15 protein-coding genes and 1 tRNA gene are annotated in these 22,561 nt (G+C 39.1%); 5 read left to right on the top strand and 11 right to left on the bottom strand.

All coding sequences use genetic code 11. The features are described from left to right. Window positions 1-44 precede the first annotated feature (44 nt). The 4 genes from ACO052_RS01795 to ACO052_RS01780 all read right to left on the bottom strand — a co-directional run bounded on the left by ACO052_RS01795 (window position 45) and on the right by ACO052_RS01780 (window position 5,775). Window positions 45-1,832, bottom strand: a complete 1,788-nt coding sequence (locus ACO052_RS01795; RefSeq protein ID WP_422106303.1) for a hypothetical protein — start codon at window positions 1,830-1,832, stop codon at window positions 45-47. A gap of 385 nt (window positions 1,833-2,217) precedes the next feature. Further along, a complete protein-coding gene (serS, locus tag ACO052_RS01790; RefSeq protein WP_422106302.1) occupies window positions 2,218-3,489 on the bottom strand; it encodes a serine--tRNA ligase in 1,272 nt (423 codons plus the stop codon). 78 nt (window positions 3,490-3,567) lie between these two features. Then, entirely contained in the window at window positions 3,568-4,875 is a 1,308-nt protein-coding gene (locus tag ACO052_RS01785; RefSeq protein ID WP_422106301.1) for an HTTM domain-containing protein, read from the bottom strand. After that, the gene (locus ACO052_RS01780) at window positions 4,876-5,775 is read right to left on the bottom strand and encodes a bifunctional riboflavin kinase/FAD synthetase (protein ID WP_422106300.1); all 900 of its coding nucleotides are present in this window, start codon (window positions 5,773-5,775) and stop codon (window positions 4,876-4,878) included. Window positions 5,776-5,877: 102 nt separating this feature from the next. Between ACO052_RS01780 and ACO052_RS01775 the strand changes: the two genes are divergently transcribed. Then, complete coding sequence (locus ACO052_RS01775; RefSeq protein ID WP_422106299.1) at window positions 5,878-9,201, top strand: reprolysin-like metallopeptidase; 3,324 nt, start codon at window positions 5,878-5,880, stop codon at window positions 9,199-9,201. Between the two features lie 48 nt (window positions 9,202-9,249). Here ACO052_RS01775 and pth read toward each other — a convergent pair whose 3' ends face one another. The 3 genes from pth to ACO052_RS01760 all read right to left on the bottom strand — a co-directional run bounded on the left by pth (window position 9,250) and on the right by ACO052_RS01760 (window position 11,714). Then, entirely contained in the window at window positions 9,250-9,816 is a 567-nt protein-coding gene (gene pth / locus ACO052_RS01770) for an aminoacyl-tRNA hydrolase (RefSeq protein ID WP_422106298.1), read from the bottom strand. A 140-nt stretch (window positions 9,817-9,956) separates the two neighbouring features. Then, window positions 9,957-10,598 carry a 50S ribosomal protein L25/general stress protein Ctc gene (locus ACO052_RS01765; protein WP_422106297.1) on the bottom strand — a complete coding sequence of 214 codons (642 nt, stop codon included), beginning with the start codon at window positions 10,596-10,598 and terminating at the stop codon, window positions 9,957-9,959. A 174-nt stretch (window positions 10,599-10,772) separates the two neighbouring features. Then, window positions 10,773-11,714, bottom strand: a complete 942-nt coding sequence (locus ACO052_RS01760; protein WP_422106296.1) for a ribose-phosphate pyrophosphokinase — start codon at window positions 11,712-11,714, stop codon at window positions 10,773-10,775. A 226-nt stretch (window positions 11,715-11,940) separates the two neighbouring features. On the opposite strand from ACO052_RS01760, the gene ACO052_RS01755 reads away from it, so the two are divergent. Then, window positions 11,941-12,198: a GIY-YIG nuclease family protein gene (locus tag ACO052_RS01755; protein WP_422106295.1), complete on the top strand. Its 258-nt coding sequence runs from the start codon at window positions 11,941-11,943 to the stop codon at window positions 12,196-12,198. A gap of 2 nt (window positions 12,199-12,200) precedes the next feature. Then, window positions 12,201-12,282: transfer RNA gene (locus tag ACO052_RS01750), tRNA-Leu, on the top strand. A gap of 121 nt (window positions 12,283-12,403) precedes the next feature. Here the strand turns inward: ACO052_RS01750 and ACO052_RS01745 are convergent. The 4 genes from ACO052_RS01745 to ACO052_RS01730 form a co-directional block, all read right to left on the bottom strand. After that, complete coding sequence (locus ACO052_RS01745) at window positions 12,404-13,870, bottom strand: SLC13 family permease (RefSeq protein ID WP_422106294.1); 1,467 nt, start codon at window positions 13,868-13,870, stop codon at window positions 12,404-12,406. 136 nt (window positions 13,871-14,006) lie between these two features. Next, a complete protein-coding gene (locus ACO052_RS01740) occupies window positions 14,007-15,401 on the bottom strand; it encodes a tagaturonate reductase (protein ID WP_422106293.1) in 1,395 nt (464 codons plus the stop codon). 9 nt (window positions 15,402-15,410) lie between these two features. Continuing rightward, window positions 15,411-16,820, bottom strand: coding sequence for a glucuronate isomerase (gene uxaC, locus ACO052_RS01735; protein WP_422106292.1), 1,410 nt, complete (start codon window positions 16,818-16,820; stop codon window positions 15,411-15,413). Between the two features lie 7 nt (window positions 16,821-16,827). Next, window positions 16,828-17,853 (bottom strand): LacI family DNA-binding transcriptional regulator, encoded by a 1,026-nt coding sequence (locus tag ACO052_RS01730; protein ID WP_422106291.1) that lies wholly within the window; start codon window positions 17,851-17,853, stop codon window positions 16,828-16,830. 243 nt (window positions 17,854-18,096) lie between these two features. On the opposite strand from ACO052_RS01730, the gene ACO052_RS01725 reads away from it, so the two are divergent. Continuing rightward, the gene (locus ACO052_RS01725) at window positions 18,097-20,916 is read left to right on the top strand and encodes a TonB-dependent receptor (protein WP_422106290.1); all 2,820 of its coding nucleotides are present in this window, start codon (window positions 18,097-18,099) and stop codon (window positions 20,914-20,916) included. Between the two features lie 5 nt (window positions 20,917-20,921). Then, entirely contained in the window at window positions 20,922-22,442 is a 1,521-nt protein-coding gene (locus tag ACO052_RS01720) for a hypothetical protein (RefSeq protein ID WP_422106289.1), read from the top strand. The last annotated feature ends 119 nt before the right edge of the window (window positions 22,443-22,561 follow it).

The following is a 22,561-nucleotide window of genomic DNA, read 5'->3' as shown; positions in this document are numbered from 1 at the left end:
TTGCTAATGGTGACTTCGAGAGCCTCAGTCACCAGACCTATAAGCTAGTTGATACTATCACCTCTCAACATCCTAAACTTCTTCCGGGCATCGATAAAGTAGATGCTGTCTTCAAAATCAAAAATGATTTTCTCATAGAGTTGTTTGGCCTCTTCGGGTTTCGCTAAATGGGTATTGTAAAGTTCCGCTAAATGGTAATGTGCATCGTCCGCTAAAATATCTTCTTTCCAGTCCGCGATGATCTTGAGGTAGTTGGCTTCAGCCTTATCATACTGCTTTTTCTTTTCAAATAACTTTGCTTGTTGAAACAAGGTTTGGTCCGTAATGCTTTCGCCTTTGTGTTCTTCTAAAATTTTATCTAAAAGCACAATGGCTTCATCCGTTCTATTTTGAAAGGCAAATAAATCTGCTTTTGCATAATGCTTTAAGGCGGTTTGCGTACTGTCTTCGTATTTATTATCAGAAATCAAGAGTTTTAAATCTAAAGCGTCATTGGCGATGAGTTGCGATGTCGAAGACTTCAAAATCTTTAATTGCGATTCGGCCCAGTCGAAATCCCCTTTATAGTAACTGGTCTTAGCGACTTTAAATCGCGCTTCTTGGGAAATGGTACTGTTTTTTAAGCTCAGTTGAATTTGGGAGTAGAAAATCAATGCTTCATTAAAGCGTTCTTGAAGCACCAAAATATCCGCCAGTAGCAACTTCACTTTGGCTTCCTGAAATTCCGAAATATTCAGTGTCATGCTTTGTCTTAAAAAAGCCGTGGCGCTCTCCGTATCCTGTCGATAGAAGGCCAAAAATTCGCCATAGGCTAGTTGAAGTGATAAGCTGAGTTCTGACTTCCCAAACTCATCAAATAAGGCATTATAAGCGGCGTCAATACGGTTGAGTTCTTTTTCAGAGGTCGCATTTTGAGAATCAATTTCAAGAATATACTGATGGGCCGTCAATGCCGTACTCGCATCCTGTGTTGTCTCTAAAACATAATTAAAAATAGCCTTTGACGTCTCGTCATCATTATCATTTAATGCTGTAATGGCCAATTCAATAATACGATCCAAACTTTCGGGATTACGCTTGTAAAGTGCTTTTTCCTGGATAAAAGATTTGTTATAAGCCTTCTCTTGCACGTATAACCAACTCAATAATTCGTACCAATACGGACTTGGCTCTTGTTGAATCTTTTTAAGCAACAAACGCCTCAAATAGACATTGTTTTCATTAGTCTTATTCTCGGAGATGAAGTCACTCACGGCACGTTTAATGTTATTGAGATAATTGGGCCTGTAGGCCACATAATCCATATAGTTCTCAAACATCTTTTCGATATTGCCCTGGTCACCGTAAATTCGAGCCAACTGGATACTATAATTTTTATCTGGAGTTAAGATTTTGCCTTTGTCATACACTTTAATGGCTTGATCTAATAGGGAACGGTCTTCAAATTTTTTGGCGACACTGTAAATATAGTTAGGGTTTTCATCGATATAAGCAATAGCTTCCTCATACAGCAGATTTGCCCTGTCTAGACTATCCTTAAGTTGAAAATTGTAACCCAGCTCAACGATTAAACTCGGATTTTTGCGTTTTGCCAAGCGTTGCACAAGTATGTGTTCTGCCTCGTCTAACTGTTCCAGTTGCTGATGTGTGTCTACAAGCTTGTAAAGGTATTTATAACTATAAGGTTTTTCCTTGTTAAGATTCTCATAGATCAACAGGGCTTTTTTAAACTCCCCTTTTTTATAATAACTATCAGCGAGGACCTCACTATTTTGACCAAAACCAAAATGGAGACCTAACAAAAAACCTAAAATTAAAAGTGATGTTTTCACCAGAGCATTTTTTGTAAATATAACAAATGCAATATCTAGTTATTGTAAATGTTTTTATAAAAAAATGCCTAAACGGTACGCTTAGGCATTTTGACCAGCAAAATAAATGTGCTATTAACCATTATTTGTTATAAATATGATTCAATTACTTTGTCGTGGCGTTTTACTATTTTACTAATTAAAGTTAAAAAAACACTTTGCTTACCATAACAACTAATGCAACAAGAAGTACAATGCGTTTTATGTTTTTCATAATTAGGTTAGGTTCTTGGATTGGGACCACTAACATCGTAAAAATAATTAAAAAAATCGAAGAAATACATTAAAAATCGACAAAAAACATCTTTTTTTAACAAATAAAGTATTGCCCGTTAGTATTCAGCGATTACGAAATCATATCAAAACCTGTGTAAGGCACTAATACTTCGGGAATTCGAATACCGTCTTCAGTTTGATAGTTTTCTAAAATTCCAGCTAATACCCTAGGTAAAGCCAATGAACTGCCGTTTAAGGTATGGCACAATTCATTTTTACCATCGCTATTTTTGAAACGCAATTTTAAACGATTGGCCTGAAAAGTTTCAAAATTAGAGACTGAAGAAATTTCTAACCAACGATCTTGAGCCGTAGAGAACACTTCGAAATCGTATGTCAATGCTGATGCAAAGGTGACATCGCCGCCACATAACTTTAGAATGCGATATGGCAATTTCAGTTCGTTAAGAATGTCCTTGACATGCGCAATCATCCCCTCAAAGGCATCATAAGACTTCTGGGGGTGTTCTACCCTAATGATTTCGACCTTATCAAATTGATGCAAACGGTTTAAGCCTCTAACATGTGCCCCATAGCTTCCTGCTTCTCGTCGAAAACAAGGTGTGTAGCCTGTAATGCCAATAGGCAGATCGCTTTCGTTTAAAAGGGTATCCCTAAATAAATTGGTGCCGGGAACTTCAGCCGTTGGGATGAGATATAAATTATCTGCGGTCACATGATACATTTGCCCTTCTTTGTCAGGTAATTGTCCCGTTCCGATGCCAGAAGCTTCATTGACTAAATGCGGTAGCTGATATTCCGTATAACCAGCTTTGGTATTTTTATCTAAAAAATAAGTGATTAAAGCCCGTTGTAATTTAGCCCCTTTTCCCTTATAGACCGGAAAACCAGCTCCAGTGACTTTATTGCCAAGTTCAAAATCAATAATGTCGTATTTCTTTGCGAGTTCCCAATGTGGTAGTGCACCGTCAAATAATTGAGGGATGTCTCCAGCTCTAAAAATTTCCTCATTGTCTTCGTCTGAGTTACCTTCAGGCACCGAAGTATGTGGTACATTTGGAATTTTATAAAGTAATTCCTTAAGAGCATCTGCCTTTTCATTAAGCGCTTCCTCCAAGGTCTTAACGGTTTCCTTTAATGTTGTAGTCTTCGCTTTGAGTTCATTGGCTTTTTGAGCTTCACCAGATTTAAACAAATGGCCTATTTCTTTAGACAAGGTATTAGATTCTGCCTTGGTATTATCTAATTTAGTTTGAAGACTCCTGCGTTCTTCATCCAGAGCAATAGCTTCATTAATCATTTCGGCAGCATCGATATTGCGTTTTGCTAGGCCCTTGATAACGGCATCTTTATGATCTCTTATAAATGCAACTTGTAACATGTCTAAAATTTTGAATTTACACCAATAGGTATAAGAAAAATAGGGGACAAAAGTAAAAAGAATTTAAGCAGATAAAAACTATTTTGAAGGCAATATCCAGTCGTGGTGCTTAAAATGATGCCATTCTTCCTTAGCCAAATCCACTTTAGGGTCTATAAGCTGTTTCGAACGTTTGCCATTAACACTGACATAGGCCTTAACATAGACTTTGACCGATTTTCCCTGTTCGGCAAAATCTTGTTTTAGATGTTGGGCAAACTGCCAGATAAAATCGGGTTTGGTACTTACACCACGTTGCTGTTTTTTAGTGAGATAATCATCGAGTTTAATAGGAATGGCGTTGTTGGTAGCTTCATCGATTACCGTATAAATAGCGGTGCCACTTTTAGCACGTAACATCATTCTCCACGATAAGCGATGCCCTTCTTCGGTCCATAAGACATTGTCCTCAAAAAAATGGATGCGTAATGGTAGTGCAATATGGATTAAAAAGTAAATTGAAAAAACACCTATCAATAGCCCTTTATAGCTTGGGACGATAACCTCGTTTGAGGTATAAAACTCTTTTTTCTTTAGGAATAAATCCTTGATGGTTTTAGGGTCGAAAAAGAATAAACTAAAGGCTAAGGATAGATAAGGAAAAATACCTATTTGAAACACAATGGAATTAAACAGGTGAAAAAATATTGAGGCAAAAAAAGCATACTTTCTTGTAGGCCTAAACAATAATAATGGAATAATAAGGCCATCGAACAAAATACCGCCATAGGCAATAAAATAATGTATCCATTCGTGTTGTAGCAGATCACCAATGATAGGGTAGTTAGCTTTGTTTTTCATGAGTAAGGCGACAACAGAAGTGTCTAGCCAATCGGGATAAAGCTTTGCTATAGAAGCATAGCTGTAAAGTATAAATAACTGAATGACAAAAATCCATTTACACCAACTAGGCATCGATATACGCTTTAAAGAAGGCTTGAGTTTTACGTCTAAGGATGCATATCTATTTGCAGGTAAGAATACCATGAGATAACTCAAAATAAACAGTAGGTAATAATGGTTGTTGTATGATGATTTTTGCATCAAATAGGTAGCAGTCCACATCGTGGCAAACATAAACATACTCAATCTGTACTTGTAGCCTACCATAATGAGCAAGCCAAAAATTCCCATAACGACATAATAAACGTACATCCACTGGCCAGGTAAGGGTTGTAACCACTCAAACCCGATAAATGAAAACGTAAACTCTGGCTCAACCAAGGTGCGTCTTACCCAGCCTGTAAAGACAGCGCCCACCGATTCTAAGAAACAAAGCAATCCAAAGACAATTCTAAAAACAATGAGCCCAGAATTGTCGATATGTTTAAATAAAAATGTATTCATTTAGCGTTTAATATAGTCTAAAGCATTAGTTCTATCGCTATGAAGCTGCTTTTTTAAGGCTTCTAGACTTTCAAATTTTTGCTCACTTCTCAACCGATGAAGAAACTCGATGCTTAACACTTTTCCGTAGATATCCTTATCAAAATTAAAAAAATGGACCTCAATAGAACGGGATTTTCCATCAACGGTTGGGTTGGTGCCTATATTCATCATGCCGTAAACAGTGGTCGCTTCAATCTTTGATTTCACTACATAAACGCCATCGCATGGAATTAATTTATAGTGTTCTTTGATGAAGATATTAGCCGTAGGGAAATCTAGAGTTCTGCCCAAGCCTTTGCCTTTAACAACTTCACCCGTAATAAAATAATTATAGCCTAAAAAAGAATTGGCGATAGCCATCTTTCCGGTATTTAAGGCATTTCTAATTTTAGTAGAACTTACCGTGACATCTTCAATATCCTGTGCTGAGATTTCCTCGACTTTAAAGTTATAGACATCCGCAAATCGTTTTAAATCGTCAATATTAGCACTCCGGTTTTTACCAAAATGATGATCATAACCAATGACAATTTGTTTAGTGTTGAGCTCATCGACTAAAATTTGCTTGACATAAGCTTCTGCCGAAAGATTGGCAAAGACTGTATCGAATTTCTTTACAATGACATCTTTAATACCACAAGCCTTTAAAATTTCGATACGCTCATCAATCGTATTTAGCAATTTAATATCGTCGGCTTTTTGAAGCACCATTCTTGGATGCGGGAATAAGGTCAATACGGTTGGGGTGTAATTATATGCAGTAGCAAGATTCACAACACGATTCAATATTTTTTTATGTCCGATATGGACACCGTCAAAGGTTCCTACTGTAATGATTTTTGCAGAATTCTCAATCAAGGGCTCTAAACTATGTGATTTTATTATTTTTTCAATAATCGGATGCGCTTTTGTTAAAAAAATCCTAAATTCGTGAAATTTTAATTCTTTTACCCAAAACCTATGAAAGCAAAGCTACATTTTGTTTTGTCATTATCCATGTTTTTATGTGTATTTTCTGTGGTTGCCCAACAAAATTATTGGCAAAAAACAGAAAAAGAATTAAGTGGTAATGGCGAAAAGACCTTAGTGAACAAAAAGTTTTACCAGACCTACAATTTGGATTTTGAAGCGTTTAAAGCACAATTGAGAAACGCGCCCATACGTTCTGTATCAACGAGCGTATCCGATACTAAAGTTTACCTTCCAAATATAAAAGGAGAACTTGAAGAATTTATGGTGGTTGAAGCACCAGTACTTTCCGAGGAATTATCGCAATTATATCCCGAGATTAAAACCTATATAGGATATAGTTCTGAAAATCCGGGAACCAGAGCGAGATTTAGTGTTACTCCACAGGGATTACAGACCATGACGACTTACCCTGATGGCCCCATTAATTTTACGGTACCCTTAAGTCGGACGGATAATACCTCTTATATTACCTACAGTAGAGCGGCAAGAAAAGCAGGTCTAAAGGATTTTGATTGTTTAGCAAGTGACGAATTACGTTCTGCAAATACTGCTGAAACTACTAATAGGGATGCGAACGACCAGATACTCAGAACCTTTAGGATTGCTATTTCTACTACAGCGGAGTATACCAACTTTTGGGATGACGGTAATGCCGGAAATGGTAATGCACAGGAAGACGCATTGGCTCAAGTCGTTTCAACATTGAACCGAAATAACGAGGTATTTGAGGTTGATATGGCTGTGACTTTTACCTTGGTTACGGGCACGGAAATTATATATTCCAATGCGGCAACTGACCCTTATACAGGAGCGTTTAATTCGCAATTGCAGAGTACCTTAACAACCAACGTAGGGGAAGCCAATTACGATATTGGCCATTTGTTCCATTTTGGAGGGAATAATGGGAATGCGGGTTGTATAGGTTGCGTATGTGTAAATAATCAGAAGGGAAGTGGTTTCTCGTCCCATTCTTTTTTAGATAATGATGGGGGTCCTTACATGTCAGACTTTTTTGATATTGATTATGTACCACACGAAATAGGACATCAAATGGGGGCTAACCACACTTGGTCTTTTAGCAGCGAAGGCACGGGCGTTAATGCCGAACCTGGAAGTGGAACGACCATTATGGGATATGCTGGAATCACCGGTGGAGATGACGTGCAAGATCATTCCGATCCCTACTTTCACTACTACAGTATTACACAAATTTTAGATAATTTAATAGGTAGAACCTGTTGGACCGGAAGTGCTATTTCCAATAATCCTCCAGTGGCAGATGCAGGTATAGATTATACCATTCCTGGTGGAACGGCTTTTGTACTTAACGGTGCGGCAACCGATGCTGATGGAGGGGATATTCTTACCTACAACTGGGAACAAATCGATAATGGTGTAACCACCACCGGAAGTTTTGGACCAAATAAAGCGACAGGGGCGGTCTGGAGATCTAGACCTCCAAGTACCTCACCAGACCGTTATATGCCTATTATAGAACGCGTTATCACAGGACAGTTAACGGAATCCAATCCCGTGGAAACGGTCGATAATTCATCATGGGAAACCGTATCCGATGTAACGCGAAGCTTAAACTTTGCATTGATCGTAAGGGATAGAAGCGAGGCCAATGGTGTAGGTCAAACACCTCAAAGCAGCTTTGATGCCATGACCGTTAACGTCGATGGGTCATCAGGACCTTTTGTGGTCACCTCACAAACGACCAATGAAACTTGGGATGCTGGATCTACTCAAACTGTGACCTGGAATGTTGCGGGGACGGATGCGGGTGCCGTAAATACGCCCACTGTAAACATATTGTTATCCACAGATGGTGGGTTTACCTATCCTTTTGTATTGGCTTCGAATGTTCTTAACGACGGCTCTCACGATGTGATGGTGCCGAATATAGGAGGAGATACCTCCACGGCACGAGTGAAAGTCGAAGGGAATAATAATATTTTTTATGCCATTAATTCGATTAATTTTTCTATTCAGGCCTCAGAATTTGTTTTGAATGTGGCGGATAGTTCAATAGATGTCTGTGCACCAAATAATGTGGTCTATAGTTTTACCTACAACACATTTTTAGGATTTACTAATGAAACCACATTTAGCGCTACAGGTTTACCCGTAGGGGCATCGGCCATTTTTTCGCCTACAAGTGCTACTGCCGATGGTACCAATGTGACTGTGACCATATCCGGAACGGGTAGTTTGGCTACAGGCAATTATCCCTTTACTTTAGTGGGAACCTCAGGAGGTATTACGAGTACTGCGGATGTGGAATTTAACGTTTTTGATGCCACTATTGCAGCTCCAAATTTAGTTACACCTACTGATGGAGCTGATGATATTAACGCCACTAATGCCGTATTTACATGGGATACAGATAGTAATGCGACAGCCTACGAGATTGATGTGGCTACTGATGCTGCCTTTACGAATATCGTTGCGGGAGGCGTTCCAAATGATCCCACGTTAACGGTGACGACTTTAAATATCTCTACCTTGTATTTTTGGAGAGTAAGAGGTGTCAATGATTGTGGCTCTGGTCCTTATTCACAGGCCAGTTTTACAACGGCTAATATTACATGTAATTCTTACAGTGCTACAGATCTCCCCATTGATATCTTGGAGACCTTTAATGGAACGGATAATTACACCTCAGTGATCAATGTAGCTAATGACGCCATTATTACTGATGTTAACGTCACTATTAATATTTCACACAGCTGGAATAACGATTTGGATATTTTCTTAATCAGCCCATCCGGGACGTCGATTGAGCTCTCTACCGACAATGGAGCTGATGATGATGACAATTATACCGATACGGTTTTTGACCAGGAAGCTACAACTTCGATCACAGCTGGTACGTCTCCATTTACTGGTACATTTATACCCGAAGGAGATCTTTCAACGATTTACGGTGAGATGTCTGCAGGGGATTGGACACTTTCTGTAGATGATGACTTCGCTTTCTCCGATGGAGGTCAAATCGTTGAATTTACATTAGAATTGTGTACACAAGAGATATTATCTGTCGATGAGCTTGAAACCGACGGTGCAGTTTTCGGAATTTACCCAAATCCCAATAATGGTGAATTCACTGTACGGTTAACGCACCCCTTGTCAGATGCCATAGCTATCGAACTTTATGACATTAACGGCAGAAAAATTTATGCGAAAACCTATAATTCCACAAACGATTTTAGTGCCTTGGTCCAATTAGATCGTGTGCAGTCTGGAGTTTATTTAATAAAGGTGAAAGATGGGCCTCATGAAATGATACGAAAAATGATTATTAACTAAATCACTTTAATATATTCAGTTAAAAAGCGAACGCTAAGGTGTTCGCTTTTATTTTCCATTAAACTGATTCATGGTGTTGTGAACACCAGCTAAGACAAAGGACGTGATTAATTCGGTCGATAGGTCTAAGCGCTCCTTAAGCTTGGCCTTTTCTTCGTCATTCCATTCTCCCAATACATAATCAATCTGTCTTCCTTTGCTAAACGTATCGCTAATTCCAAACCTAAAGCGATTATACTTGGTGGTTTGTAATTTATCTTGAATATCTTTCAAACCATTGTGGCCTCCGTCACTGCCTTTGGTCTTTAAACGAATCGTTCCAAAAGGTAAGTTGAGGTCATCGGTAATGACAAGTAGGTTTTCTAAGGGTACTTTTTCCTTATCCAGCCAATATTTTACAGCTTTACCGCTAAGGTTCATATAGGTGCTAGGTTTCAGAAGAACTAGGGTTCGCCCTTTGATTTTTAGCGCGCCCCTATCTCCTAACTTCACCGTTTCAAAAGTAACGGACGCTTTCTCAGCCAGATTATCCAATACCTTAAAACCTATGTTATGTCTGGTATTCTCATATTTCTCACCAATATTACCCAAACCGACAATTAAGAATTTTTTCATAAGATCGTCTTCATTTTGTTTAGTCCTAATGCCAAAACCAAGCCATTTTTTTATGAGTTTAAACATGCGATGCACTTTGCGTAAAAATAAAAAAAGCATTCTGTTAAAGAATGCTTTTGAATATTTAGAATACGAATTCGTTATTCTTGTGCTGCTTCAGCCGCAGGTGCAGGTGCATCTGCTCCTTCAGTAGTTGCATCATCTTCATCTTCTTCCTCATCTTCAACAGACATCGAAGCTCTAGATCGTCTTACCTGGCATACTACCGTATTGTCTGGATGTAAGAATTTATAATCCTCGTTCTCTAATTCTGTAATGTAAAGCTTGCTACCTATTTTAAGCGGTGTAATGTCTACCTCAATAAAATCAGGTAATTTAGAAGGAATAGCTTTAACTCTAAGTTTACGGTAAGGTCTTCTTAAGACACCACCATTGAGAACACCTTTAGACGTTCCAACAACTTGAACCGGAATTTCCATTGTGATTTCTTTGCTTTCGAAGATTTGATAGAAATCGATATGTAAAATTTTATCGGTTACAGGATGAAACTGAATGTCTTGCATAATCGCATTGTAAGTTTCTCCGTTATCTAAGGCAATCACAACTGTATGCGCATTTGGAGTGTATACAAGTTTAGAGAATGCCAATTCTGGTGCAGAGAAATGCATTGGCTTGTCCCCTCCGTATAATACGCAAGGAATCTGACCAGCATTACGTAAGGCTTTTGTTGACGATTTGCCCACGCTTTCTCTTTGAGATCCGTTGATTGTAATTGATTTCATGTGTTTTTGTTTATTATTTTTTTAATGACCTCATTTTGAGGCTTTGTCCTCCGTAGCAGGTTCTGCTTAAAAGGGCTGCAAATTTAAACATATAATAGAGAAATACTAGCCTTTTTGTACTATTTTTTAGAATTAAGGCCATTGTATAACGAATAAACCAAAGAAAACCGATGCTTACATTATAAATTTATTGCTAATGGACTGGTTGTGATGTACATTATACATCACTTCAGCAAATAAATCCGCACAGCTCAAAACGCGTAGCTTATTACTTTTTTGTTTTAAGGGAATGGAGTTGGTCACGATTAATTCTTCAAGTCTAGATTCCTCCAAACGCTCATAGGCGCTACCAGATAAAATCGGATGTGTACAGATAGCCCTGACGCTAATAGCTCCACGTTCCATCATTAAATCCGCAGCTTTTGTTAAAGTACCTGCGGTATCAACCATATCATCTACTAAAACGACATTCTTCCCGGTAACATCGCCAATAAGTTCCATGTGAGAAATCACATTGGCTTTTGCACGTTGCTTATAACAAATAACAACGTCACTCATTAAAGCTTTAGAGTAAGCATAGGCGCGTTTGGATCCTCCCATATCTGGTGAGGCAATGGTCAAATTGTCAAGATTTAAGCTTTTGAGATAGGGTAGAAATATGGTCGATGCGAATAAGTGATCTACAGGCTTTTCGAAGAATCCCTGTATTTGGTCCGCGTGCAAGTCCATGGTAATGATACGTGTAGCCCCTGCAGCTTCTAGCATTTTAGCAACAAGCTTAGCCGCGATTGGCACTCTGGGCTTATCTTTTCGGTCCTGTCTAGCCCAGCCAAAATAAGGCATTACGGCCGTAATATGCCTAGCCGATGCACGTTTGGCAGCATCGATCATTAACAGCATTTCCATTAAATTCTTTGGGCCAGGATGTGTCGAGCCGATGATGAAAATACGTGTCCCTCTTATGGATTCTTCATAGGAAGGCTGAAATTCACCGTCGCTGTACGTCGAGGTAATAACGTTGCCCAATTTTACGCCATAGGCAGCAGCAATTTCCTGGGCTAAATCTTTACTTTGTGAACAGGTGAAAACCTTGGCTTCAGTAGTGTTGTTAGACATTTGAGTCAGTAATTAAGAGTCTTGTTAGTTGTGTTATTAGCTAGGCCAAATTTAGGAAAATTATTTGCGCATTAAAGGATAATCCCTTCTATTTTTAGTTGCTCAGCGAAAAATATTTTTTATTTTTGCTTCCCGTTTATTATCGGAACTAATTTAAGCCAAAGTGGTGGAATTGGTAGACCTGTCTGCCGACAGGCAGGCACGTCGGATACAATAAGTTCTTAAAATGTTTTACATTTACGCGATTTCAAGTTTAGAAAGGAACTACATCTATGTTGGAATGACACAGGATTTAGATTCTAGAATTGAAAGGCATAATCTAGGTAGAGAAAGAACAACGAAGGCTTATAGACCCTTTAAATTGATCTATTTTGAAAAGCTAGACGTTGAAAGGGTTGATGCTAGAAAGAGAGAAAAATATTGGAAATCTGGAGTTGGTAGAGAAAAACTACGACAGATTAGAGATAATAATTTACCAAAATAATAGCTCAAGTGGCGGAATTGGTAGACGCGCTGGATTCAAAATCCAGTTCCTTCGGGAGTGTGGGTTCGATTCCCACCTTGAGTACGGATAAATCGAAAAGCAAGCAGAAACATAAAGCTTGCTTTTTTGTTTTTTTCAATTGGAGACGTTGTAAAATGAACAAATTGAATATCTAAATTAAGAACTGATTATACCTCGTCGTAGTCTAAGTCTTGATAAAGTCAGAAGGAAAAACACCAATTTCAATATCCCATAGGAAGGGTAAGAGTACATAAATGAGTAATGTGGCGACAATTATGGAAATGATATTCATCCAAAATCCTACACGTATCATTTGTGGAATACTTAAAAAACCGGAACTGAATACAACGGCATTAGGAGGTGTAGCTACAGGGAGCATAAAAGCGCATGAGGCAGCAATAGTTGCTGATACCATCAATATATAAGGGTGAACATCGATAGATAAGGCCAGTGCTCCCAATACGGGCATTAACATTGCTGCGGTGGCTACGTTACTTGTAATTTCAGTTAAAAAATTAACCACACTGATAATGGCAAGTATCAATAAAATGGTCGGTAAAGCACCAAACGTGTTTAATTGTTCTCCGATCCAATTGGCCAACCCACTCGATTGAAATCCTGATGCCAAGGCCAATCCGCCACCAAAGAGTAATAATATACCCCAAGGAATAGTTTCTGCGGTACGCCAGTCAATGAGGCCTATCCGGTGGGATTTGTTTCCAGAGGGTATAACAAAAAGGACTATTGCACCTAAAACAGCTATGAGCGCATCGCTTGTACCTCCCATGAATGGCTCGATAAGGTACTTTCTCGTTATCCATAAAAATGCCGTGCTCACAAAAACAATAAGGACCATGCGTTCTTGATATGACATTTGCCCAAGTTCTTCCAACTGTTTTTTTATAGTAGCTGCTCCCCCGCTAATACTTGCAACATTGGTTTTATAAGCCACCTTAGTGAGATACAACCAGCCAATAACAAGCATGCATATTGAAAAAGGCAAACCGACGGACATCCACTGTGTAAAGGTAATGGTCACGCCAAAGTTCTGTTCAATATACCCCGCAAAAATAGGATTTGTAGGTGTACCGATAAGGGTTGCGATACCACCTACTGAACAACCATAGGCGATAGCTAACATTAATGAACGACTCATTTTAGCGTGAGATATACCTTCAATATTTAACTGGCTTATTACCGATAACCCTATTGGAAGCACCATAACAGCCGTCGCCGTATTGGATATCCACATACTTAAGAATGCTGTGGCAATCATAAAACCTAAAATGACTTTATTCCAGTCCGTACCGACTTTATTGATTATATTCAGGGCAATACGCTTGTGAAGATTTGTTTTTTCAATCGCCGCTGCAATAATAAAACCGCCAAGAAAAAGAAATATCATCTTATTGGAAAAGGAAGTGCCAGCCGAATCAATGGACATGATACCGGTTAAAGGGAAGAGCACTAGAGGTAAAAGTGCGGTGGCAGAAATAGGAATAGCCTCCGTAATCCACCAAATGGATATCCATACCGCACTGGCCAACGTGGCGATACCGGCCTGAGATAAACCCTCTGGCTCAAAAAACAATAAAATCAATGTAAAAAATAGTGGCCCGGTAAACACACCCAAAAATTGAATTCTATTCATCTGTTTAAACGTTTATCACAGCTAGTTTTTAATTAATCATTTCAATAGTCCTTATTACTTTGGCTACCAAAAGTCGCCTATCTTCACTATCGAAAATATATTAGCTTCATAATGTCAGGTCGGTGATTAGCCTTTCTCAATTTATAAAAGCGCCGGGGTCTTTGGCCATGTTCAATCGGTTTAAAGAGGTCATCAAAGTGGCCTTTAAACCTTCAATTAAAACAAGATCTTCGTCCCAAAGCTCTTTATTCTGTAGCAACGCAACTACGGTTTTCTCAAGGTCGTTTTGAGACCAAGCCATTTTGAAAATATCCAATACCCGAGGTTCATCTATAAGTTCAATTCCTGATGAGGAAACACTATTTATGTAAAGCCAAAGTAAATGTGCCAGTACTTCTGGAACATGATTTGGAAGACTACCTTTCAAAGCCACATAATCTTTTAATGACGGAAGCAGTCGTGTTCTGAATTTAGAAATGGAATTCAATTGAATGGTGCTCAGACGATGTTTTGTAAACGGGTTTTGAAATCGGTCGAAAACTCTGTTTTTAAAATCATTTGATTCACTTTTGTATTGGGATAAGGTTGGTAATATGTCGTCATTCAGCATATGGTCTAGAAGTATTCTGAGCGCGCTGTTGGACATAAATTCATCGACCGTTTTAATACCTTCTAACATACCCAAGGCCACCATGGCGGTATGGGCGCCATTTAAGACACGTACCTTAATTTTCTTATAGGGTTTAATGTCTTTTACAAACTGAACATTAAGATTGGTCTTGTGAATAGGAAGAGCGCTACTGATTTCTGCTTTGTCCTCAATAGCCCAAAAATGATAGGGTTCGCACACTACCATGAGTTCATCACGAAAGCTCAATCGTTCCCTAAAAACTTCGGGTGCTTTTGGGTAACCCGATACAATGCGGTCCACTAGGGTGTTACAGAACACTATAGTTTTGTTCAACCATGCAACGAATTCTAAAGGGAGCTTCCACAACTCACAGTAGTTGAAAATACAGCTTCGCAATGTATCGGCATTGTCATCAATCAACTCGCAGGGCAACACAAAAATAGTTTCTTCAGGATGCGATAAATGCTGAAACCTATAAAATAGCAAAGCTGTTAGTCGTCCAGGAAAGGTCTGTGGCGATCTAATATCGGTGTCTTCAGTTTTAAAAGTGATACCAGTCTCGGTGGTATTTGAAATAATAAATTTCAATTCGGGCTCTAGAGCCAGTTTTAAGAATTTATCGTAAGCCGTGACCACATTGGTAAGACCCTTTATGGCATTGACCCTTGTAATTCTGTCGATAACAATCTCATTTTCGATACCTCTTTCGATAACATGATACTTAAAATCTTGTTCAATAAGCTGTTTTGATCTTTTTGTTTTAAAAGTCTCAACGATTTCAACACCCCCATTAAAATCGGTCTCCTTATTTAAAACTTCAGTCATCCAAGTGGAAAAGCCTCTTAAAAAATTACCTTTACCAAATTGAATGATTTTTGTAGGAAGTTCGGTGTTGGTCATTGGGGTGCTTTATTGAATTGAGAAATCAAAATAGTTCTTAGCATTGTAGTAACAGATGTCACTTACCAGTTTGCCAAGCCATTTTTCATCCCAGGGCAAAAGGCCATTTTTAACATCTTCCCCTATCAAATTACATAGGATTCTTCGAAAATATTCGTGTCTCGGAAAACTCAATAGGCTTCGAGAATCCGTAAGCATCCCAATAAAACAGCTCAGTAATCCTAAATTAGATAGTGTGTTAAGTTGTTTTTCGATACCGTCCTTTTGGTCTAAGAACCACCAAGCACTTCCGAATTGCACCTTACCTTTGATGCTTCCATCATTAAAATTACCAGCCATAGTTACAAAAACCTCATTGTCTGCGGGGTTCAGGTTGTAAATAATGGTTTTTGTAAGTTCATTTGTAGATTCCAAATGGTCAAAGAACTGAGCCATCATTTTAGCTTGACTAAAGTCGCCAATAGAGTCAAAACCACTATCTGGCCCCAATTTGCCCAACAAGCGATTGTTAGTATTTCTGAGTCCTCCCAAGTGAAATTGCTGAACCCATCCACGGTCATTATAAACCTTGCATAAGAACACTAGTATTTTAAATGTAAAGAACTGCTGTTCTTGCAAACTTATATGTTCACCAGCTAATGCTTTTGAAAAGATTTTAGCCTCGTTAAATTTTTGATTCTCAACATAAATCAAAGTTTCAAGACCATGGTCTGCCAAGCGACAACCATGGTAATGAAAAAAATCAATCCTATTGGATAAGGCATTTAATAGACTTTCGTAATCCATAATGGCAAACCCACAGGCCAATTCTAGCTTTTTAATGTAGGACTTATACTGTTCTGAATCTGATAAGTTATAAACCTTATCAGGGCGAAAGGTTGGTAAAACACTGATATCGTTATTAGCTTTCGCAAGTGTTTGATGGTATTCTAGTGAATCTGTAGGGTCGTCCGTTGTGCAAAGGGATTCCACATTCATCTGTCGTAATAAGCCCATTGCTGAATAGTCTTCTGATGCCAGCATATGGCTGGTTTGAGCATAGATATCACTTGCTGAGTTGGCATCCAGTAAGGTGTCAATGTTGAAATACCGCAACAATTCTAAGTGTGTCCAATGGTAAAGCGGATTGCGCATGGTGTAGGGTACACAGTTGGCCCATTTTTCAAATTTGTCCTTATCTGGGGCTTGCCCTGCAATATAATGCTCATCTATACCTAAAGTACGCATAGCGCGCCATTTGTAGTGGTCGCCATAGAGCCACACTTGCGTGATATTAGGGAATAGCTTATTATCAGCGAGTTCTTTAGGAATAAGATGATTGTGATAGTCTATAATGGGTAATGATTCTACGTAACTGTGAAATAACCTTTGGGCATAATTGTTCCGTAATAAAAAATTATCCGTTATAAATGTCTTCATGTTTTGGTTATTTTAAGTCGAGCCTGTTCGAGCTCTTTCTGATGATGAGTTGGGGCTGAAGCATCGTTTTATAAGTTGTGGAAAGATCCGAGTCTGATTCTATTTGTTTAAAGAATAATTCGGCGGCCGCTTTACCCATGTCCTCAGGGAACTGGTCAACTGTACTTAAAGGAGGTTCAACAAATTCTGTAAACGGTTCGTTAGAAAAGCCAATAACACACACTTCTTCAGGAATGGATTTTCCTTTAGCCTTTAAGGCCTTAATCGCACCTAGGGCCGTATAGTCGGATGTACTAAAAATACCATCATACTTCTTTTTAGAAAGAACGTTATTAACGGCATCAATACCATCTTCAAGTTGAAGGTCACAGGGGATGACCAAGCCTTCATCTAAATCAATATTGTGGTCTTTTAAGGCATCTAAGTAACCTCTTAATCGTTCTTTGTAGATGTTGCTGGCCTGATGGCTTGTAAAGTGCACAATCCGCTGACAGCCTTGATTTATGAGGTGTTCCGTGGCCATATACCCACCCATATAATCATCGATTACGGCCTTACTGGCATCTATGGCAGTAGTGGTACGGTCAAACAAGACGATAGGTACACCACGTTTTTGAGCTTCAAGATAATGGTCAAATTGTGTGGTGTTTTTGCCCAAGGATGAAAAAATCCCAGCGACTCGTGCATTCAGGAAGGCTTTAATTACATCGCGTTCACGGTTTAAGTCTTCATTAGATTGCGCAACAATAACACTGTAACCCTTATTCAAGGCAATCTCCTCAACACCCCTAACGACGCTTGAAAAAAAAGCACGATTTATCCTAGGTACAACAAGACCCAAAAGTTGTGTCGTGCCTTTACGTAATGCACTAGCTACATAATTAGGACTGTAGTTGAGTTTAGTTGCGACGCGTTGTACGGCTTCTTTGGTATCACGGCTTATTCTTGGGTGATCATTCAACGCTCTTGAAACGGTTGAAGGTGTAACTTTCAATTCTCGTGCAATATCCTGTATGGTCGTTTTTTTGTTCAATTCTTAATAATCTTATATATATGGTGTTGTGCAATTATTTGCGTAATCGTATGCGCAAATATACATAAATATATGATTTTAAAAAGAATACTGGGTTTCATATTCCAAAAACCTCAACGAAAACGCTCCTTTTTTGCTGAAAAAGGATTTTTTTGATGCTAAATTTGGTAAATTATCAAATATGTCGTAATATGCAAACGATTGCACAAAAGAGCAAAAGTAAAACTAATCTAACTATATTTTATGAGACATTTAATCATGCGAAATAAGATTTCTTTCTTATGGGTTGTATTATGTTCATTTGTCACTTTCGCACAGAATGATAACGCTAAAGGATCCATTTCTGGCGTCGTGGCAGGTAGTGATGAAAGTGGTGTTCTGCCAGGAGCCGCCCTGGTAATTGAGGCCATTAACCTTGGCGCCGCGACAGACTTTGATGGTAGGTTTGCATTAACAGCAGTACCAGCAGGCAATCATCAACTACAAGTTTCTTATTTGGGTTACGCAACAAAAACACTTGAAATCGTGGTAAAAGCTAATGAGAATTTAGATTTAGGTCGCATTTTGCTTGATCCCTCAATTAATGAACTTGGTGAAGTGATTATATCGGCTTCAATCGAAGGGCAGCAAAAAGCCTATAACCAACAAAAGAATGCGGACAATATTAAAACGATTGTGTCTGCTGACTTGGTAAATCAGTTTCCTGATATTAATGTGAGTGAGGCTTTGCAAAGGGTAGCAGGTGTGAATATCGAAAGGAACAATGGTGAGGGTGCGAATATAAGATTGCGTGGAACACCCAGAAGTTATACTACTGTCACCATAGATGGAGCTCAATTACCAACAACTGATTTTGGTGGGGATCGTACGGAGTCACTAGATTTGATTCCCGCGGAACTTCTTGCGTCAATGGAAATAAGTAAAGCCTTGCTTCCTGAAAACGACGGTGATGCAATTGGTGGTACGGTTAATCTCATCACCCCTACGGCAAGAAGTAGTGAGGGTCGTATTAAAGGAACAATCGCCGGAGGTTATGCCGATATTTTTGAACGAGGAAGTTTTAGGGGTAAGTTGCGATACGACAAGCGTACCAAAGATGATAAGTTCGGTATCATCATAGGCGGGAGTTATTATAATACTGTGAATGGAGAGGAGCGCTTAGAGACTAACTATAGATTCAGAGAAGTTGGGCCCGATGAAGAGCGCCTATATGTTTTAGATGAATTGGCCCTTAGGCCATTATTAAACTTAAGAACACGTGCTGGTGCTAATATGACGCTAGACTACAAGTTCAGTGAACAAAGTGCTGTTTTTACGTCCTTCTCCTTTAATTCATTACGCGATCAGAATGAACGCTACCGCATTAGATTTCGGTCAATGGGTGATTTTCCAGATCCAAATAATATCAACATTGTCGGGAGTGGGGAGGAAAGTACGGCGCGTTTTAGAAGGGACATGTCCGATGAAGATGAGCGCCGCGAAAATGTAACATTTACAGTTGGTGGTCGGCACGCTCTAGGCTCTTGGGGTAAAATCGATTATGGATATACCTTGTCTAGGTCAGAACGAGAAGAAACCTCATTTAGAACTGTTTTTAGAGCATCAGGCGTCAATTTCTTAATTGATAGAAGCGATCGTGATTTCCCGCAATTTATCCCTCAAGGTTTTGATGGTACGGATTACAGTCAGTTCGAATTCAGTGGTTATCAAGTGGATAACCCAAGTAGTGTTAATGGCTTTAATCAGACGGCTTACTTAAACGCGACAATTCCTTTGCGATTTGGGTCAAAAGTTACAGGTGAGTTTAAAACAGGTGGTAAAATTAGACTCCAGGAGAACTCAAGAAGACGAGACAATATGCAGTGGGGCGGCTATCAAGGGTTTTATACCTTAGATCAGGTAGTAGGGAATGATCAAGGCTCTATTTTTGAAGGTAGATATGATATGGGAGCATTTCCATCTCCATCGCGATCTGCGCGACATTTTAATGCCAATTTCGACTTATATACTTTTGATCCTCTAAACAGTATATTTAATACGGCCTCAAACAGTTTTGACGTTGAGGAAAATATCTACGCTTGGTTCGGTCAAGGAAAGTTGAGATCCGGTAAATTAACAGCCGTGTTTGGCGCAAGATACGAGGCGACTACAACGGGTTATGAAGCCAATGTCGTTGAACAAGTTGTGGGAGATCCAGAAATAGTGAGAGCGGAAGGAGGGCCAGATTATGACTTTTTACTCCCGAGCTTACACTTAACATATCGCTTAAACAATCGCACCAATTTAAGAGCCTCCTATTTTGAATCCTTTGCTAGGCCAGATCTTATAGATTTGGTTCCTGCCGAAAACAGAAATTTTGCAGATAATGAAATAAGAAGAGGGAATCCAGATCTTACCCCAGCATTCTCCCAAAACATAGATGTCTTGGCTGAACATTATTTTAAGGACGATGGGACCATTAGTTTAGGAGTTTTCTACAAGCGCATAGACGATTTTATATTTACGCAACAGTCGGTAGTTCTCGATGACCCAATTATAGAAGGCTTTGAACTTATACAGCCCGTAAATGGTGAGGTCGCTGATGTTTTGGGTGTTGAGGTGAATTTTGCCAAAAAGTTTACGTTTCTTCCAGGATGGCTTAATGGATTTGGTGTCTATGCCAATTACACCTATGTGAATAGCAGTAGTTCTTTTACATTAGTAGATGAAGACGGTACAATATTGAGACGAGATGATGTCCCTCTTGTAGGGCAGGCAGATCATACTTGGAATGCCGCACTCTATTACGACAAAGGGAAGTTCAGTGTCAGAGGCTCAGTTAATTATAACGCACAGTCGCTTCTTAGCTTTGATATTGACCCAATAAACGATTTTATACTCGAGGAACGCTATCAATTGGATGCCAACGCCTCTTACAGGATAAATGATAGATTATCCGTTTTTGTAGAGGCACAAAACTTGTTGAACAATCCTGTTATAGAATTCAATCAATTTAGAGACCGGGTAACCAACCATGAAATTTATGGTATAGTCGCTCGATTCGGTTTAAACTTTAATTTTTAAAAGAAATGGAAAATATTAAGCTTTTAAGAACGCTTTTCTCAATGGCATTAATGATATCCTTGGTGTCATGTGAACTCAATGACGATGAAAACTTTCCTGATCCAACTTATCCTGACCCCATTGTGGAAGTTGGTGGTGTAACCGAACTTAATTTAGGAGTTTCACAGTTCGTAAATATCCCTAATCTCAGTGTTGAAGGTGCCGTTGGTATCACGAGTATCAGGGTTTCAGAAAATGGAAATGTTTTAGATGTGCAACAATTTGATGGGACCTCAGGACTAATAAATACGTCGTTCTCTTACCAAATCCCTCAAGACTGGTTTGATACGTCCCGCGTGGTCAACTTTACAGCTACTGATACACAAAACAATACAGGTCAAATCTCTATAACAGTAAATGTTTCAGACATTACACCACAATATACAATTGAGGACATAACGCTAAATGGTCAACCCTTTAAAAGGATAACAGGGACCATTAATTTTAATGAAACCTTAGATGCAAATAATTTATGGATAATCTCAGGAGAAGTTAATGTATCGCAACAGACCACATTGACAATTTTAGAAGGGACTCAGATTTATGCAGAAACGTCAGAAACGCGTTTGCTCATAGACCAATTAGCCTTTTTAGATGCCCAGGGGACCTCTACGAATCCTGTTGTGTTCAATTCCTTGGCCAATGCGCCGGGGCAAAGTGGCGATACCTCGGCCGGACAATGGAGTGGTATAGGTCTAACGGGCTCTGGTGGTACTGACAGCTCTGGCACGATGCGTTATGTAAGGGTTATGTATCCTGGCAGCAATGATGACGCTATACAGTTGACTAACGTTGGTTCGGGAACGGTTTTTGAATATATCCAGGTATATAGATCACCTGACAATGGCTTTAGGATCAATGAAGGCACCATCAATCTTAGATATTTAGTAGCAACAGACGGTGAAGATTCTGGTCTCAGAGTCGACGATGGATGGATAGGAGCATGTCAATTCTTGGTAATCAATTCAACAGGTACAGATAATCACGTAGAAGCAAGGGATAATGCTAATTTATTAATAAGTAATGTTACTATTACAGGAATCGGTTTTAACGATACAAGCGAAGACCCCAATGGTGGTGGTTTTAGAATTCGTAATGGTGCAGCTTCCCAAATTTATAATACCGTAGTAACTGGTGTAGATCGCAGTTTGAGATTCAGCAATGGTAGCGAGGCTACGGTCCAAGATGGAACAAGTTTCTTTGCCAATAGCGCAAGTTTTGGCAACGATGAAGATGATGGTACTGGTTTCCATAGCACGGCTGATTTTTTCAATCCAACAGATGGGGATTACATCCCTTCCTTTAATAACTCAGTTACACCATTTACTATTACCGACTCTTACGTCGGAACAGATACATCCAACTCAACTCCCGCAGGGATACTAAATCCCTTCTTCGCGGATGTCAATTATATTGGAGCAGTAGAAGTTGGTAACGATTGGACTGTAGGTTGGTGCGTTAACATTGATGGTACATTAAGAAATTAAAATGATTCTAAGGTTGGTTTCCTTGAATATAGGAATGAATTTTAGAGAGTTTAGTTAATTGGAAGAGTGGCAATCTAGCTTAAAAGGTTGCCACTTGCATATTTTATAGCATTACAATT

Source organism: Winogradskyella sp. (genome assembly GCF_965228925.1).
Lineage (GTDB): Bacteria > Bacteroidota > Bacteroidia > Flavobacteriales > Flavobacteriaceae > Winogradskyella.
Note: the sequence above shows the minus strand (reverse complement) of the source record. Positions and strands in the feature narration are given on the sequence as shown.

Bases quoted from the DNA above. Each gene is read 5' to 3' on its own strand.
- serS (WP_422106302.1), bottom strand. From the start codon at position 3,489: ATGTTACAAGTTGCATTTATAAGAGATCATAAAGATGCCGTTATCAAG.
- ACO052_RS01785 (WP_422106301.1), bottom strand. From the start codon at position 4,875: ATGAATACATTTTTATTTAAACATATCGACAATTCTGGGCTCATTGTT.
- ACO052_RS01775 (WP_422106299.1), top strand. From the start codon at position 5,878: ATGAAAGCAAAGCTACATTTTGTTTTGTCATTATCCATGTTTTTATGT.
- pth (WP_422106298.1), bottom strand. From the start codon at position 9,816: ATGAAAAAATTCTTAATTGTCGGTTTGGGTAATATTGGTGAGAAATAT.
- ACO052_RS01765 (WP_422106297.1), bottom strand. From the start codon at position 10,598: ATGAAATCAATTACAATCAACGGATCTCAAAGAGAAAGCGTGGGCAAA.
- ACO052_RS01760 (WP_422106296.1), bottom strand. From the start codon at position 11,714: ATGTCTAACAACACTACTGAAGCCAAGGTTTTCACCTGTTCACAAAGT.
- ACO052_RS01755 (WP_422106295.1), top strand. From the start codon at position 11,941: ATGTTTTACATTTACGCGATTTCAAGTTTAGAAAGGAACTACATCTAT.
- ACO052_RS01745 (WP_422106294.1), bottom strand. From the start codon at position 13,870: ATGAATAGAATTCAATTTTTGGGTGTGTTTACCGGGCCACTATTTTTT.
- ACO052_RS01740 (WP_422106293.1), bottom strand. From the start codon at position 15,401: ATGACCAACACCGAACTTCCTACAAAAATCATTCAATTTGGTAAAGGT.
- uxaC (WP_422106292.1), bottom strand. From the start codon at position 16,820: ATGAAGACATTTATAACGGATAATTTTTTATTACGGAACAATTATGCC.
- ACO052_RS01725 (WP_422106290.1), top strand. From the start codon at position 18,097: ATGAGACATTTAATCATGCGAAATAAGATTTCTTTCTTATGGGTTGTA.
- ACO052_RS01720 (WP_422106289.1), top strand. From the start codon at position 20,922: ATGGAAAATATTAAGCTTTTAAGAACGCTTTTCTCAATGGCATTAATG.